Source organism: Mesoflavibacter sp., from assembly GCF_964226795.1.
GTDB classification, from domain to species: domain Bacteria; phylum Bacteroidota; class Bacteroidia; order Flavobacteriales; family Flavobacteriaceae; genus Mesoflavibacter; species Mesoflavibacter zeaxanthinifaciens.
In genome coordinates this window covers 141,656-156,927 of the sequence record NZ_CAXQQP010000008.1, presented here as the reverse complement: position 1 = coordinate 156,927, position 15,272 = coordinate 141,656, and the positions used below count along the sequence as shown (strand labels likewise).

Annotated in this window: 14 protein-coding genes; 9 read left to right on the top strand and 5 right to left on the bottom strand. The window is 32.0% G+C overall.

Annotation, left to right across the window (positions count from 1 at the left end; translation table 11 throughout):
* The first annotated feature begins 65 nt into the window (after positions 1 to 65).
* Positions 66 to 800: a lysophospholipid acyltransferase family protein gene (locus ACEQT4_RS07615; RefSeq protein ID WP_370226831.1), complete on the top strand. Its 735-nt coding sequence runs from the start codon at positions 66 to 68 to the stop codon at positions 798 to 800.
* Between the two features lie 73 nt (positions 801 to 873).
* Here the strand turns inward: ACEQT4_RS07615 and ACEQT4_RS07610 are convergent, their stop codons facing one another.
* From ACEQT4_RS07610 to recA, 4 genes are all read right to left on the bottom strand, one after another.
* Positions 874 to 2,349 (bottom strand): hypothetical protein, encoded by a 1,476-nt coding sequence (locus ACEQT4_RS07610; protein WP_370226830.1) that lies wholly within the window; start codon positions 2,347 to 2,349, stop codon positions 874 to 876.
* On the bottom strand, positions 2,350 to 2,895 hold the full coding sequence (locus ACEQT4_RS07605; protein ID WP_027879228.1) for an RNA polymerase sigma factor: 546 nt from the start codon (positions 2,893 to 2,895) through the stop codon (positions 2,350 to 2,352).
* A gap of 26 nt (positions 2,896 to 2,921) precedes the next feature.
* Positions 2,922 to 3,341: a hypothetical protein gene (locus ACEQT4_RS07600; protein WP_106680632.1), complete on the bottom strand. Its 420-nt coding sequence runs from the start codon at positions 3,339 to 3,341 to the stop codon at positions 2,922 to 2,924.
* Positions 3,342 to 3,435: 94 nt separating this feature from the next.
* Positions 3,436 to 4,440, bottom strand: a complete 1,005-nt coding sequence (gene recA, locus ACEQT4_RS07595; protein WP_027879226.1) for a recombinase RecA — start codon at positions 4,438 to 4,440, stop codon at positions 3,436 to 3,438.
* Positions 4,441 to 4,924: 484 nt separating this feature from the next.
* On the opposite strand from recA, the gene ACEQT4_RS07590 reads away from it, so the two are divergent.
* From ACEQT4_RS07590 to ACEQT4_RS07555, 8 genes are all read left to right on the top strand, one after another.
* On the top strand, positions 4,925 to 5,989 hold the full coding sequence (locus ACEQT4_RS07590) for a rhodanese-related sulfurtransferase (RefSeq protein WP_027879225.1): 1,065 nt from the start codon (positions 4,925 to 4,927) through the stop codon (positions 5,987 to 5,989).
* Positions 5,990 to 6,003: 14 nt separating this feature from the next.
* Positions 6,004 to 7,248 carry a peptidase U32 family protein gene (locus tag ACEQT4_RS07585; RefSeq protein ID WP_370226828.1) on the top strand — a complete coding sequence of 415 codons (1,245 nt, stop codon included), beginning with the start codon at positions 6,004 to 6,006 and terminating at the stop codon, positions 7,246 to 7,248.
* The gene (locus tag ACEQT4_RS07580) at positions 7,248 to 7,478 is read left to right on the top strand and encodes a ferredoxin (protein ID WP_106680623.1); all 231 of its coding nucleotides are present in this window, start codon (positions 7,248 to 7,250) and stop codon (positions 7,476 to 7,478) included. The genes ACEQT4_RS07585 and ACEQT4_RS07580 overlap by 1 nt, the downstream gene beginning before the upstream one ends.
* Before the next feature lie 150 nt (positions 7,479 to 7,628).
* Positions 7,629 to 8,888, top strand: a complete 1,260-nt coding sequence (locus ACEQT4_RS07575) for a stage 0 sporulation family protein (protein WP_370226827.1) — start codon at positions 7,629 to 7,631, stop codon at positions 8,886 to 8,888.
* Positions 8,875 to 9,357, top strand: a complete 483-nt coding sequence (locus ACEQT4_RS07570) for a gliding motility lipoprotein GldH (RefSeq protein WP_370226825.1) — start codon at positions 8,875 to 8,877, stop codon at positions 9,355 to 9,357. The genes ACEQT4_RS07575 and ACEQT4_RS07570 overlap by 14 nt, the downstream gene beginning before the upstream one ends.
* Positions 9,358 to 9,367: 10 nt before the next feature.
* On the top strand, positions 9,368 to 11,713 hold the full coding sequence (locus ACEQT4_RS07565) for a penicillin-binding protein 1A (protein ID WP_370226824.1): 2,346 nt from the start codon (positions 9,368 to 9,370) through the stop codon (positions 11,711 to 11,713).
* Between the two features lie 85 nt (positions 11,714 to 11,798).
* Complete coding sequence (locus ACEQT4_RS07560) at positions 11,799 to 12,500, top strand: CoA transferase subunit A (protein WP_370226823.1); 702 nt, start codon at positions 11,799 to 11,801, stop codon at positions 12,498 to 12,500.
* 50 nt (positions 12,501 to 12,550) lie between these two features.
* Positions 12,551 to 13,204: a 3-oxoacid CoA-transferase subunit B gene (locus ACEQT4_RS07555; RefSeq protein WP_027879219.1), complete on the top strand. Its 654-nt coding sequence runs from the start codon at positions 12,551 to 12,553 to the stop codon at positions 13,202 to 13,204.
* A 302-nt stretch (positions 13,205 to 13,506) separates the two neighbouring features.
* Here ACEQT4_RS07555 and ACEQT4_RS07550 read toward each other — a convergent pair whose 3' ends face one another.
* Positions 13,507 to 15,195 carry an ABC transporter ATP-binding protein gene (locus ACEQT4_RS07550; RefSeq protein ID WP_370226822.1) on the bottom strand — a complete coding sequence of 563 codons (1,689 nt, stop codon included), beginning with the start codon at positions 15,193 to 15,195 and terminating at the stop codon, positions 13,507 to 13,509.
* Positions 15,196 to 15,272: the final 77 nt, after the last annotated feature.

The window sequence follows — 15,272 nt, the reverse complement described above, 5'->3', positions numbered from 1 at the left end:
TCTGAATGGCAAAGGTAATTTTTTTAGTAGAATAGCTCAATTAATTTAATTAGTTTTGAATCCAAATGAAGATATTTAAGTACATTTTTTGGACATTTTACCGTATTTGGTTTTACGTTTTGGTAGCCTTACCAATAATTGTGTTATTTCCGTTGCTTTTAATTTCTATTTCTAAAGAATCTTGGTATCCATACTTTTTTAAATTAGCCCGCTTTTGGGCGCGTTTTATTTTAGTTGGAATGGGTATGCCAACAAAAATTAATTATCTGCAAAAAACCGAGCGCAAAAAAAGCTATATGTTTATTGCTAATCATACGTCTATGATTGACATTATGCTAATGTTGGTAACAGTAAAAAATCCTTTTGTTTTTGTTGGTAAAGCCGAGTTGGCAAAAATCCCATTATTTGGTTTTTTCTATAAGCGTACTTGTATTTTAGTTGATCGTGGTGATGCAGAAAGCAGAAAACGTGTTTTCATGAGGGCACAAAAGCGATTAAAACAAGGTTTAAGTATTTGTATTTTCCCAGAAGGCATGGTGCCTGAAGAACATATAGATTTAGCCGAGTTTAAAGATGGTGCTTTTAGACTAGCTATAAACCATAAAATACCTATTGTGCCATTAACGTTTGCAGATAATAAAAGACGATTTTCTTATACTTTTTTTAGTGGTGGACCAGGTATTTTAAGAGCAACTATGCATCAGTTTATATCTACATCAGATTTGAGCGTTAATGATACTAAGTCCTTAAATGAAAAGGCTAGATTAGTTATCTTAAAACAATTAGAAAATTTTAAATGAAAAAAACCACTCTTGGCACAGAGTGGCTTTTTTAATAGTTATTTTTCTTCTAAAAAAGAAAAATAACTAAAACTTAGAATTTATAACTTAACCCAGAATATAACCCTATGATATAAGGGTTAAACTCTCCAGATGTATTATTGTAAGCATTAATTTGATATTTAAAAGTTGGTTCTAAATTTAACTGAAGATGTCTAGAAAAATTGTAATATAATCCAACACCGAAGTTTGTAGAAAAGCTCACAGAATTTAAATTATTAGCTTCTCCTATTTTAGTTTGATCTCCTTCAAATTCAGATATTAACTCGTTATCGTCTAAAAAGAAAGAACTAACACCACCAATAATATTTAAACTAATTTTTTTATTTATTAAATTATATTCTACTTCTAAAGGAACTTCGAAATAAGATATACGTTGACTTAAAGAAACATTTCTAACAAAACCTATATTTGGTACTTGTAAAAAAGATTCGTTTCCGCTAATAACGTTTATGTCCAAGTTGTTAATTTTATTTAATCTAACGTTTCTCATAACTTTAGGGTTGTTACTTACGTTTTGATAAACAATTACATCATTGGTATCATAACTTAAATTTAGTTTATTAATACCTGTTCTAATTTTAACTTTATCGTTAATAGCGTAACCAAACTTAAGTCCGTAAGCAGCATTTATTTCGCCGGTTTTATTATTACCCATAAATTGCTCATCTATAGAAGACCCATTACCAAAACTATTGTAATAAACAGGTGCAGCATTAGCATAGATACTCCACCTGTTAAAATCTTCTTCTTTTTCATTATTTGATTCTTCGTTTTCTGCAATTGCAGTTTCAATTGCATTTTCTTTTTGGTCTTCTTTTTCTTCTTTATCTAAATTATTTTTTTCTAAGCTGTTTTCTGCTAAAGCCTTACTGCTATCAAGTTTTAAATTATTGTTTTGTATGCCTTTAAGATTATTTGATGGCACTTTGCTATTATTAGTATTGTTAGAAGATTTTGCAATACCAGTTTGATCTAATTTATCTTCTAAAACAGCCTTTTTATTATTAGAAGTACTTTGTTTTTTTGTAGACGTTGTCTTAGAGTTATTTATTGCTGTTACAGCAGATTTTACACTAGAAGTAGTTAAGTTATTTGTGTTTTGATTATTTAATGGTTCTTTTTTATTAAAAGATTCTGTTTTATGTAAGTTAGATTCTGTAACAGAGTTCTTATTTTTTACTGTAGTAGTAATATTAGTTTCTTTATTGTTTAGCTCTGATTTAGGCTTTTTAGTTGTTGTGTTACTCTCTGTTTTTTGTGGAGAATCTACAATTATAGGCTGATTTTCTATATTAGTATTAAATAAAGAGTTGCCTAAAAACAACATTAATAATATAGAAACAGCAACACCAGAAAGTTTTAACCATAGTGGAATGATTAACACTGGTTTGTCGTTTTTTTCTTCTTCAAGTTGTTTTTTAATGTTTTGCCAAACATGTTTATCTGGCTTAGCATCAAAATCTTTAAACTTTTCTTGAAATAGTCTATCTAAATTCTTTTTACTCATCTATAAACTTTGCGAATTATTACCGCTAGTATATGTTGTTATTTTTTCTTTTAATATTAGCCTAGCTCTTGCTAGGTTAGATTTGCTAGTACCTGTATTTATGTCTAGCATTTGTGATATTTCTTTATGAGAATAACCATCTAAAACGTATAAGTTAAAAACTAGCCTGTATCTATCTGGTAACTCTTGTATACAGTTTAATAAAAACTCAAGGCTTACGTTATTTTCATCTATATCTACTTCTTCTTCCTCTTCAATTGCATCCTCGTTAACAATGTCAAATACTTTTTGTTGCCTGTAACGTTGTAATGCAGTGTTGATTGTTATTCTTTTAAGCCAACCTTCAAAACTTCCTTTATTTTTATACTGTTTTATTTTATTAAATATGGTAATAAAACTGTCTTGTAAATTATCTTCTGCTTCTGCGTAATTACGAGAATACTTTAAGCAGATTGAGAATAATTTACTTGAAAAAAGTTCATATAATTCACTTTGCGCTTTTGTGTCATTTTTTTGACAATTATATATGAGCCGGTCTAAACTCAATGCATATTTTATTAATTAAAAAAAAATTATTGCTCAACAGGTACTTCAACGGTTAAGTAAATATCTTCTCCGCTATCATCAACACCTTGCCAAAACTTAAAAATATAGTTTTCTAATTGAGTTGCTTTAACTGTAAATGTTTTTTCTTCTATGCTTTGTAAGTCTACACAATTTACTACGTTATCCCATACTGTGGTCATTACTGCAACATTTCTTACATTATTATTTTTTAAGAAATATATGTCATTAAATTCGTAACAAGTGCTAGGTCTAATATAGCTAACCGTAATTTCATGATCTTCTCCATAGGTAAAAGATTCTGGCACAGTAGCAGACTCAACAGGTAGTATTTCTATATGATAATTTTCTGTTGGTGTATCATCCTCTACACTACAAGAAGTAATCATAAAGCTAAAGCTTATCAGTAATAATATTAATTTTTTCATCTATGTTTATTGCTATTAAGTACTTAATAGATGCATTAGTTGTAAAAAGGTTGCGTATAAAAATAAAAAATCCCGAATTAATCGGGATTTTATTTTATTGTTCTTCTTTTATTGCGGTTTTTATTTTGCCTTCTAGTTCTTCAAACAATTCTGGATTATCTTTTATAACTAGTTTTACGGCATCTCTACCTTGTCCTAATTTAGTGTCTTCGTAGCTAAACCAAGATCCGCTTTTCTTTACAATGCCTTTATCTACAGCTACATCTAAAATTTCTCCAACTTTACTAACACCTTCACCATACATAATATCAAATTCTGCTGTTTTAAATGGCGGTGCTACTTTGTTTTTAACCACTTTAACTCGTGTTTTGTTACCCATAACATCTCCGTTAGAGTCTTTAATTTGTGTAGACCTTCTAATATCTAATCTAACAGAAGCATAAAATTTAAGAGCGTTACCACCAGTAGTAGTTTCTGGGTTACCAAACATAACTCCAATTTTTTCACGTAATTGGTTAATAAATATTACGGTACAATTGGTTTTACTAATAGATGCGGTTAATTTTCTTAATGCTTGAGACATTAAACGTGCGTGTAATCCCATTTTAGAGTCACCCATTTCTCCTTCAATTTCACTTTTTGGAGTTAATGCAGCAACCGAATCGACTACAACAATATCTATAGCTCCAGATCGGATTAAATTATCTGCAATTTCTAAAGCTTGCTCACCATTATCTGGTTGAGAAATAATTAAATTATCGATATCTACATTTAGTTTTTCAGCATAAAAACGGTCAAAAGCATGTTCTGCATCAATAAAAGCTGCAATACCACCTGCTTTTTGTGCTTCAGCAATTGCATGTAATGTTAAAGTTGTTTTACCAGAACTTTCTGGTCCATATATTTCTATAACTCTTCCTCTTGGGTAACCACCAACACCTAAAGCGATATCTAAACCTAAAGATCCAGAAGGTATAGCATCTACATCTACAACAGCAGCATCACTCATTTTCATTACTGTTCCTTTTCCGTAGGCTTTATCTAGCTTGTCTAGTGTTAGTTGTAAAGCTTTTAATTTTGCTTCGTTTTCTTTGCTCATTTTCAGTTCTTTTTATAAAATTTCAATGCTAAAATACTACTTTTTTAACCATTTTTATTTTTCTCACGCAACCTTTTTAAACTTTTTGCATCTACTTAACAAAAGAGGGAAAAAATAGCTATGAAAAAGAAAAAATTTTTATTCCTCTTTATAGATATTAATTCTAAACTGCTAAGGAATGAAATATTTAAAAAAAATAATCTTGATTAATGCATTAGGCGTTTCAATCTCTATTTTCTTAAATAGCAGTTGTAAAGCCGATGGAGGTTAACTCGTAACATTTTTTAATAAAAAAATTAAAAAATTATTAACGAGTTAGTCTGTTAAAAGTCCTTTGTAAAACACAAAGGACTTTTTTCTTTTTAAAGTTTAAGTATTTGGTTTTCAAAAAATTAACACCGAAATACAATCTTTAATCTTGCAATACCCATTTTAAATTCTACCTTTGCACCTCATTTATTAACTCTTAAAACGAAAGTATAGCATGCAACTGTACAACAAATTAAGTGCTAATGAACGTGCCGAACTTATTGAAAAAGCAGGTAAAGAACGTCTTACTCTGTCTTTTTACAAATATGCGCGCATTAGCAATCCACAAGAATTTAGAGACCAACTATTCATAAAATGGGATAGTTTAGATGTTTTAGGTCGAATTTACGTCGCTACCGAAGGTATCAACGCACAATTATCACTTCCAGCAGATAATTTTGAAAACTTCAAAACTCATTTAGACAGTATTGACTTTTTAGAAAATGTAAGACTTAACATTGCTGTAGAGCAAGACAACATGTCTTTTTTAAAGCTGAAAGTTAAGGTACGTGATAAGATTGTTGCAGATGGATTAAACGACGAAACTTTTGATGTTACTAACAAAGGAATACACGTTAATGCCGAAATGTTTAACGATTTAATAGAAGACGAAAACACGGTATTAGTAGATATGCGTAACCACTACGAAAGCGAAATTGGTCACTTTAAAAACGCCGTAACACCAGATGTAGATACCTTTAGAGAGTCTTTAGATATTATTGAAGATGATTTAAAAGCACATAAAGAAGACAAAAAATTAGTGATGTATTGTACTGGTGGTATCCGTTGTGAAAAAGCTAGCGCCTATTTTAAACACAAAGGGTTTAAAAATGTTTATCAACTTGATGGTGGAATTATAGAATACACAAGACAAGTCAACGAAAAAGCTTTAGAAAATAAGTTTATAGGAAAGAATTTTGTGTTTGACGAAAGAAGAGCAGAAAAAATTAGTGACGATGTAATTGCACAATGCCACCAATGTGGTAAGCCTTGTGATACGCACGTAAACTGTGCAAATGATGCTTGTCATTTATTATTTATCCAGTGTGAAGATTGTAAAGCTGAAATGGACAATTGCTGTTCTTCAACGTGTAAAGATATAAACGCATTGCCTTATGAAGAGCAAAAAGCACTACGTAAAGGACAAGGTAACAGTAATGACATCTTCAAAAAAGGTAGAGCAGACCATTTACCATATAAAAAAGATTTACGCAATATTTTTGAAACTTTAAAAAAGTAAACAAGACTAGTGCGATGCAAAAGATAGAATTAATGGCACCTGCAGGAAATTTTGAATCCTTGCAAGCTGCTTTAGATAATGGCGCAGACTCGGTTTATTTTGGTGTAGAGCAACTAAATATGCGTGCTCGTGCGTCTGTTAATTTCACTTTAGACGATTTAGAAGAAATCTCTAAACGTTGTCAAGCTAAAAATGTAAGAACTTACCTAACTCTTAATACTATTATTTACGATCACGATTTATCCATCGTAAAAACCTTAGTAAAAAGAGCTAAAGAAGCTAATATTACAGCAGTAATTGCAATGGATCAAGCGGTAATTGCTGTAGCTAGAGAGTTGGGTATGGAAGTTCATATTTCAACACAAATTAATATCACAAACATAGAAACAGTTAAGTTTTACGCCATGTTTGCAGATACAATGGTGTTAAGTAGAGAGCTTAGTTTACGTCAAGTAAAACACATTACAGAGCAAATTGAAAAAGAACAAATTAAAGGACCATCAGGTCGTTTAGTAGAGATCGAAATTTTTGGTCATGGTGCATTGTGTATGGCGGTTTCAGGTAAGTGTTATATGAGTTTGCACTCACATAACTCGTCTGCAAATCGTGGTGCTTGCAAACAAAATTGTCGAAAAAAATATACCGTTATCGACCAAGAAACTGGTTTTGAAATGGAATTGGATAACGAGTATATCATGTCTCCAAAAGATCTTTGTACTATCGATTTTTTAGACCAAGTAGCAGATGCAGGTATCAAGGTTTTAAAAATTGAAGGTCGTGGTCGTGCACCAGAATATGTTGCAAGAGTGATTAAGTGTTACCGAGATGCAATTGATAGCGTAGAAAACGGCACTTACGATAAAGACAAAGTTATTGGTTGGATGCAAGAGCTAGAAAAAGTCTATAATCGTGGATTTTGGAGTGGTTATTATTTAGGTCAAAAATTAGGCGAATGGAGTAAAGGTTCAGGATCTCATGCAACGCAAAAGAAAGTGTATATTGGTAAAGGCGTTCATTTTTATCCAAAAGCTAAAATTGGCGAATTTAAAATTGAGGCTTACGATTTATCATTAGGTGATACTTTGCTAATTACCGGTCCAACAACAGGTGCTAAAGAGTTTGAGCTTAAAGAAATGTTGGTTAATGATCAAGCGTTAGAAAAAGGAACAAAAGGAGACTCAATCACTATTCCATTAGACTTTAGAGTAAGACCATCAGACAAACTTTATAAAATTGTAGAAAATAAAGTAGAGGCCTAATGGTTGTTGTTACCTTACAAAGAAACAAGTGTATTGGTTGTAATTACTGTGTAGAGTTGGCACCAAACCAGTTTAGGATGTCAAAAAAAGACGGCAAAACAGTCCTACTACATTCAACAGATAGAAAAGGGTTTTTTACTCTAAAATCTAACGATTACGAGATTTTAGAACCATGTACAGAAGCTTCAAAAGCATGTCCAGTAAATATAATTTCGGTTAAAGACGTGTAAAAACACCTAAATTTTATTATTTTAAAGTCATAAGAATAATCTTATCTTTACAAATTGAAGTGGCTCATTTTCCGCGAAAGCGAAAAGTCACAAATTATTAATCGTCATCTAAAGCTAACTCCTTTAGATTCAATATATACATAAAATAGTATGGCTTGTCAAAGTTGCGCTACAGGAAAGGATGGACAGCCTAAAGGTTGTAAAAATAACGGAACGTGTGGTACAGATAGTTGCAATAAATTAACGGTTTTTGATTGGTTAGCAAACATGTCTTTGCCTAACGGAGAAGAACCTTTTGATTGGGTAGAAGTACGTTTTAAAAACGGACGTAAACACTACTATAAAAATACCGAAAAATTAACACTTAGTATTGGAGATATTGTAGCTACTCAAGCTCAATCTGGTCACGATATTGGTATGGTTACCCTTACGGGCGAATTAGTGCGTGTACAAATAAAACGCAAGAAAGTAGATACCAAAAACGATGTCTTAAAAATATACCGTAAAGCATCACAAAAAGATATAGATATTTGGAGCGAAGCAAGAGACCGTGAAGAACCAATGAAGGTTAAAGCACGTCAATTTGCTATAGATTTAAATCTTAAGATGAAAATCTCTGATATCGAGTTTCAAGGTGATGCAAGCAAAGCAACCTTTTATTACACTGCTGAAGAACGTGTAGATTTTAGAGAGCTAATTAAAGTATACGCTAAAGAGTTTAGAATAAGAATTGAGATGAAACAAGTTGGCTTTCGTCAAGAAGCGTCAAGACTTGGTGGTATTGGTTCTTGTGGTCGTGAGCTATGCTGCTCTACCTGGTTAACAGATTTTAGATCGGTAAGCACAAGTGCAGCACGTTACCAACAATTATCACTTAATCCACTTAAATTAGCTGGTCAATGTGGTAAATTAAAATGTTGTTTAAATTACGAGCTTGATGCGTATTTAGATGCTTTAAAATCGTTTCCTAAAACAGACACTAAATTATATACCGAAAAAGGTACTGCAGTATGCCAAAAAACAGACATTTTTAAAGGACATATGTGGTACGCTTATGAAGGCGAATGGATGAATTGGCACTTAATTACCACAGAACAAGCCAACGAAATTATAGAAATTAATAAACAAAAAAAGAAAGTTGCTAGTTTAGAAGAATACGCAGCAGACTTAACTGTAGATACTAAAACCGAGTTTGAAAACGTTGTTGGTCAAGATAGTTTAACACGCTTTGATAAACCAAAACACAATAAGAAACGTAAAACTAATAAAAACCGAAAGCGTAATAGACCAAATAAAGTAGAAGCTAAAAGTAATACAAACACTAATAGCAACTCAAACAATCAAAAAAGAAGACCTAAAAAACGTCGACCAAATAAAAACAAACCAAACAACAACAATGAAAACAAATAATATAATTGTTTTATTACTATTTGTTTTAGCAATGTCTTGTGACTCTAAAGCTGTTTATGACGAATATAAAAGTGTGTCTTCAGCTTGGAATAAAGAAGATGTAGTAAGTTTTAAAATAAATCCACCAGATTCTATAAAACCTTACAACCTGTTTGTTAATTTAAGAAACACCAATGCTTATAAATTCAGTAATTTATATTTAATTGTTGAAATGAAATTTCCTCACGGAAAAGCAATAACAGACACTTTACAATACGCAATGACAAAACCAAATGGCGAGTGGCTAGGCGAAGGGTTATCTTCTGTAAAAGAAAATAAGTTGTGGTATAAAGAAGGTGTGATTTTTAAAGAAAAAGGAGAATATAAAGTAAACATACAGCACGCAATGCGCCAAAACGGAAATGTAAATGGCGTAGTAAATTTAGAAGGTATTACAGACGTAGGTTTTAGGATAGAAAAAACAGAATAAATTGGCATAGATGGCAAAAACTAAAAAACAAGAAACTACAGGTTTCGAAAAATACATCAGATGGTTTTGGATGCTTTTTTTAGGAGGCATTCTTTTAATCGTTTTAATATTCTTTTTAGCATCTGTTGGTGCTTTTGGTGAAATGCCAGACCATACACAATTAGAAAACCCAGAAACCAATTTAGCTACCGAAATTATTTCTTCAGACGGTAAAACATTAGCTAAATTTTATTTAAACGATAACCGTACACCAGTACGATATGAAGATTTACCTCAAAATTTAATAGATGCTTTAGTGGCTACAGAAGATGCTAGATATTATGATCATTCTGGTATTGATGCAAGAGGTTTATTACGTGCAGTCTTAAAACCAGGAAGTGGAGGAGCAAGTACCATTTCTCAACAGTTAGCTAAACAGTTATTTCATGGTGAAGGATCAAAAAATATCGCAGAGCGTTTAATACAAAAAATTAAAGAGTGGATTATTGCAGTTCGTTTAGAACGTCAGTATACAAAAGAAGAAATCATTGCTCAGTATTTCAACATCTACGATTTTGGTAACAATGCAGACGGTATTAGGTCTGCAGCAAGAATTTACTTTGGTAAAGAGCCAAAAGAGCTAACAGTAAAAGAATCTGCAATGCTGGTAGGTATGTTTAAAAATTCGTCGTTATACAATCCAAGACCAGATAAAAACCCAGTAGGTGTTAAAAATAGACGTAATGTTGTCCTTGCACAAATGACCAAATATGGTGTTTTAGATGAAAAAATTAAAGATTCACTTCAAAAAACAGAGTTGGATTTAAATTTTAATCCAGAATCTCATAACGATGGTACAGCTACCTATTTTAGAGAATACCTTAGAGCATTTTTAAAAGACTGGGCAAACGATAAGAAAAATTATAAAGCAGACGGTTCTAAATACAATATATATCAAGATGGATTAAAAGTGTATACAACTATAGATTCGCGTATGCAAAAATATGCAGAAGACGCAGTTGTAAAACACATGAAAAAATTGCAAGCAGAATTTTTTCATCAAAATACTCCAGACCGCAATCCAACAGCACCATTTTTAGATCTAGATAAAGATGAAATAGAAAGTCTTATGCAACGTTCTATGCGTCAATCAGAACGTTGGAGACACATGAAGTACGATTTAAAAAAATCTGAAAAAGAAATTATAGCGTCTTTTAATAAACCAACAGAAATGACCATTTTCTCTTGGGAAAGAGGAGAAATAGATACCATTATGAAACCAATGGATTCTATGCGTTACTACAAACACTTTTTACAACCAGGTTTAATGAGTATGGATCCACAAACCGGACATGTTAAAGCTTGGGTTGGTGGTATGAATTATAAGCACTTTAAATATGATCACGTAAAACAAGGTAAGCGCCAAGTAGGATCTACATTTAAGCCATTTGTTTATGCAACAGCTATTAATCAATTGCACATGTCGCCATGTGATAAATTACCTAAAGCACCATACACTATTGAGGCTGGTAAATTTGGAAATCAAAAGGCATGGGCACCAAAAAACTCAAATGGAGATTATAGTGGAGAAATGACCTTAAAGGCAGCATTAGCAAACTCGGTTAACACTATTACAGCAAGGTTAATGGATAAAGTAGGTCCAGAACCAGTATCTAAACTGGCAAGAGATTTAGGAGTAGAATCAGAAATACCAGCAGTACCATCTATAGCATTAGGAACACCAGATATAAGCTTATATGAAATGGTAGGCGCATATTCTGCATTTGCAAATCAAGGTGTTTATACAAAACCAGTAATGGTTACTACTATTGTAGATAAAAATGATACTGTTTTATACCAATTTGTACCAGAAACTAGAGATGTTTTAAGTGAAGAAGCTGCCTATGTTACAGTTAAACTTATGGAAGGAGTAACCACAGAAGGATCTGGAGCTAGACTACGTCGTACTTGGATGCCAAATAGTGGTGTTTATAAAGAAATTATCACAGGTTATCCATATGGATTTACAAACCCAATAGCAGGAAAAACAGGGACTACACAAAACCAATCAGATGGTTGGTTTATGGGTATGGTACCAAATCTAGTAACTGGCGTTTGGGTTGGTGCAGAAGATAGAGCAGCTCACTTTAAATCGATTACATACGGTCAAGGTGCATCTATGGCATTACCAATTTGGGGTATGTACATGAAAAGTTGTTATGAAGATAAAGAATTAGATGTATCAAAAGATCAATTTGAAAAACCTAAAGACCTTTCTATTATTGTAGATTGTGATAAGTATGAGGAAGGAAATAATTCAAATTCAGGCGATTTAGATATGCCAGAAGAAGATGTTCCTGATGAATTAGAATTCTAAAATATTTCAACGATAAATTTTAAAAGCCATTCTTTTCAGAATGGTTTTTTTTATTCTTAAATTTAAACCACTAAAAAACTAAATGATGATAAAAAAAACCGTTAATACAGTTCAGGAAGCTTTAGATGGTGTCGAAGATAACATGACTTTTATGTTAGGTGGTTTTGGGTTAAGCGGAATTCCTGAAAATGCAATAGCAGAATTAGTAAAACGAAACGTAAAAAACGTAACATGTATTTCTAATAATGCAGGAGTAGACGATTTTGGCTTAGGGCTATTACTTCAAAAAAAGCAAATTAAAAAAATGGTATCTTCTTACGTAGGAGAAAACGACGAATTTGAAAGACAAATGCTGTCTGGAGAATTAGACGTAGAACTTATTCCACAAGGGACATTAGCCGAAAGATGCCGAGCAGCTCAAGCTGGTTTTCCTGCTATTTATACACCAGCAGGTTATGGTACCGAAGTTGCAGAAGGTAAAGAAACCAGAGAATTTGATGGTAAAATGTATGTCTTAGAACATGCCTTTAAAGCAGACTTTGCTTTTGTAAAAGCTTGGAAAGGTGACGAAGCAGGAAACCTAATATTTAAAGGGACAGCACGTAATTTTAATCCAGTAATGTGTGGCGCAGCAAAAATTACCGTAGCTGAGGTAGAAGAATTAGTACCGGCAGGAGAATTAGATCCTAATCAAATACATATACCAGGTATTTTTGTGCAACGTATCTTTAAAGGAGAAACTTTTGAAAAGCGTATAGAGCAACGTACAGTAAGACCAAAAAATTAAATTTTTATAAGGCTTATAGTTTTATAAACCACAACCTTAAACTAAATAAAATGTTAGATAAAAACGGAATAGCAAAACGCATTGCAAAAGAAGTTAAAGATGGTTTTTACGTTAACCTTGGTATTGGTATACCAACTTTAGTGGCTAATTTTGTAAGAGACGATATAGAGGTAGAATTTCAAAGTGAAAACGGAGTGCTTGGTATGGGACCATTTCCTTTTGAAGGTGAAGAAGATGCAGACATAATCAATGCAGGAAAACAAACCATAACAACCTTACCAGGAGCTAGTTTTTTTGATAGCGCCATGAGTTTTTCTATGATTCGTGGTCAACACGTACACTTAACCATTTTAGGCGCAATGGAAGTGGCGGAAAATGGAGATATTGCAAACTGGAAAATACCAGGAAAAATGGTAAAAGGTATGGGAGGAGCAATGGATCTTGTAGCTAGTGCAGAAAATATTATTGTTGCTATGATGCATACCAATAGAGCAGGAGAGTCTAAACTTCTTAAAAAATGCTCTTTGCCATTAACAGGTGTTGGTTGCGTTAAAAAAATAGTAACTAATATGGCTGTTTTAGAAGTAACAGACCAAGGGTTTAAACTATTAGAACGTGCTCCAGGAGTTTCAGTTGAAGATATTAAAAATGCTACAGAAGGCACATTAATTATTAATGGAGATATACCAGAAATGGATATTTAGATAATATTTTTTGTAAGAAAAATAATACGAATATTTATAAAATTTCGATGAAATGTTAAAAAATAACGCATTTCATCGAAATTTTATGTTTTTAAACCGATTTAATTAAAATAAATCTCATATTAGTAATCCCAAATTATACCAAATAGATATCCCAAATCTACCATAAACTTTTGCTTATGTATTACGCTTCAAACCTACCTGAACAACCTACAAATTATATAAGCAAAGTTTATGTTGGTTTAAAAAATACATTTAGATTAACTAAAAATCTTTTAGTACTTACCAAAAAACTATTTATGCTATAATCCTTTAGGGATAGCTTCTATTAATTTTTTTGTGTAATCTTTCTTAGGAGATTCATAAATGGCATCTGCATCATCTAGTTCTTCAATTTTACCCTTATTCATAACTAATAATTGATCACTCATGTATTTAACAACTGCTAAATCATGAGAAATAAAAATATAGGTAAAGCCAAAGTTTTCTTTTAGTTCATTAAGAAGATTTAAAACTTGTGCTTGTACAGAAATATCTAATGCAGAAACAGACTCGTCACAAACAATTAGTTTTGGTTGAAGCGCAACTGTACGTGCTATACCAATACGCTGGCGTTGTCCGCCAGAAAACTCATGTGGATAACGGTTAAAAGCACTTTCATCTAAGCCTACACGGTTTAAAATGTCTATTGCTTTTTCGGTTCTTTCAGATTTTGAGTTGTAAAGCTTATGTACTTGCATAGGTTCCATAATTGCTTGCCCAACGGTTAAACGCGGATTTAAAGAAGCAAATGGATCTTGAAAAATAATTTGAATGTCTTTACGTAATACTTTTTCTTCAGCTTTATTAAGAATTGTAATATCCTTTCCTTTATAAAAAATGTGACCTGATGTTGGTCTGTTAAGCAATAAAATAGCGTTTCCTAAGGTAGATTTACCGCAACCAGATTCGCCTACCAAACCTAAAGTTTCACCTTCATATAATTTAAAACTAACGTTATTGACAGCTTTAAAACTTTCTGGTTTAGAGAAAAGACCTGATTTAGAAATGTACTCTTTTTCTAAATTAACAACTTCAAGAATCGGTGTTTTACTATAGATTTCCTTGTGTGTTTTGGCTCTCAATTCGGCAGTAATAGTTTCTTTAGAAACCGTCTTTTGCATGACATCTTTTATGGTTGGTAGACGTTTAAGCCTTTCTTTTAAAGAAGGTCTAGCTTTAATCAGTGCTTTGGTGTATTCGTTTTCTGGATGTTTAAAAATAAGATTGGTTTTGTTTTGTTCTACAATTTCACCTTGATACATCACTAACACACGTTGCGCAATTTCAGAAATTAAAGACAAATCATGAGTAATAAATAAAATGCTCATTTTTGTGTCCTGCTGAAGTTCTTTCAATAATAAAATAATATCTTTTTGTACGGTAACATCTAGTGCTGTTGTTGGCTCGTCTGCAATTAATAATTTAGGTTTACAGGCAATAGCCATAGCTATCATAACGCGTTGTTTTTGTCCGCCAGAAATTTCATGCGGATAGGCTGTGTAGGCACGATTTGGGTTTGGTAGTTTTACCTTTTCAAAAAGTGAAATCACTTCTGCTTTAACTTCCTTTTTGTTTAATGATGTGTGTTTAAATAAAATTTCCTCGACTTGTTTACCGCAACGCATAGATGGATTTAAAGAACTCATAGGTTCTTGAAAAATCATGGCAATCTCGTTACCTCTTATATTTTGAAATTGTTTGTCATTAAGAGATGTTAATTCTGTTTTATTAAAAACAATTTCTCCTGAAGTTATTTGACTTATTTTTTTAGGTAATAGTCCCATTATTGCTAAAGAAGAAACAGATTTTCCAGAACCTGATTCGCCAACAACACCAACAATTTCATTTTCAAAGATGTCGTATGAAATGTTTTTAATAATTGGTTTTAATTCTTTATCAGATTTAAAGCCAATAGAGAGGTTTTTTATTTGAAGTAAATTTTTGCTCATTTAAGGTAAAAGTAATCAAATTCTTTCAATGCAATACGGTTAAAACCGTAAGTAAAGTCTTATATAATCTTTTGGTA

Coding starts and splice junctions, on each gene's coding strand:
- ACEQT4_RS07590 (WP_027879225.1), top strand. CDS start 4,925: ATGCAACTGTACAACAAATTAAGTGCTAATGAACGTGCCGAACTTATT.
- ACEQT4_RS07580 (WP_106680623.1), top strand. CDS start 7,248: ATGGTTGTTGTTACCTTACAAAGAAACAAGTGTATTGGTTGTAATTAC.
- ACEQT4_RS07600 (WP_106680632.1), bottom strand. CDS start 3,341: ATGAAAAAATTAATATTATTACTGATAAGCTTTAGCTTTATGATTACT.
- ACEQT4_RS07610 (WP_370226830.1), bottom strand. CDS start 2,349: ATGAGTAAAAAGAATTTAGATAGACTATTTCAAGAAAAGTTTAAAGAT.
- ACEQT4_RS07585 (WP_370226828.1), top strand. CDS start 6,004: ATGCAAAAGATAGAATTAATGGCACCTGCAGGAAATTTTGAATCCTTG.
- ACEQT4_RS07575 (WP_370226827.1), top strand. CDS start 7,629: ATGGCTTGTCAAAGTTGCGCTACAGGAAAGGATGGACAGCCTAAAGGT.
- recA (WP_027879226.1), bottom strand. CDS start 4,440: ATGAGCAAAGAAAACGAAGCAAAATTAAAAGCTTTACAACTAACACTA.
- ACEQT4_RS07615 (WP_370226831.1), top strand. CDS start 66: ATGAAGATATTTAAGTACATTTTTTGGACATTTTACCGTATTTGGTTT.
- ACEQT4_RS07570 (WP_370226825.1), top strand. CDS start 8,875: ATGAAAACAAATAATATAATTGTTTTATTACTATTTGTTTTAGCAATG.
- ACEQT4_RS07560 (WP_370226823.1), top strand. CDS start 11,799: ATGATAAAAAAAACCGTTAATACAGTTCAGGAAGCTTTAGATGGTGTC.
- ACEQT4_RS07565 (WP_370226824.1), top strand. CDS start 9,368: ATGGCAAAAACTAAAAAACAAGAAACTACAGGTTTCGAAAAATACATC.
- ACEQT4_RS07555 (WP_027879219.1), top strand. CDS start 12,551: ATGTTAGATAAAAACGGAATAGCAAAACGCATTGCAAAAGAAGTTAAA.
- ACEQT4_RS07550 (WP_370226822.1), bottom strand. CDS start 15,195: ATGAGCAAAAATTTACTTCAAATAAAAAACCTCTCTATTGGCTTTAAA.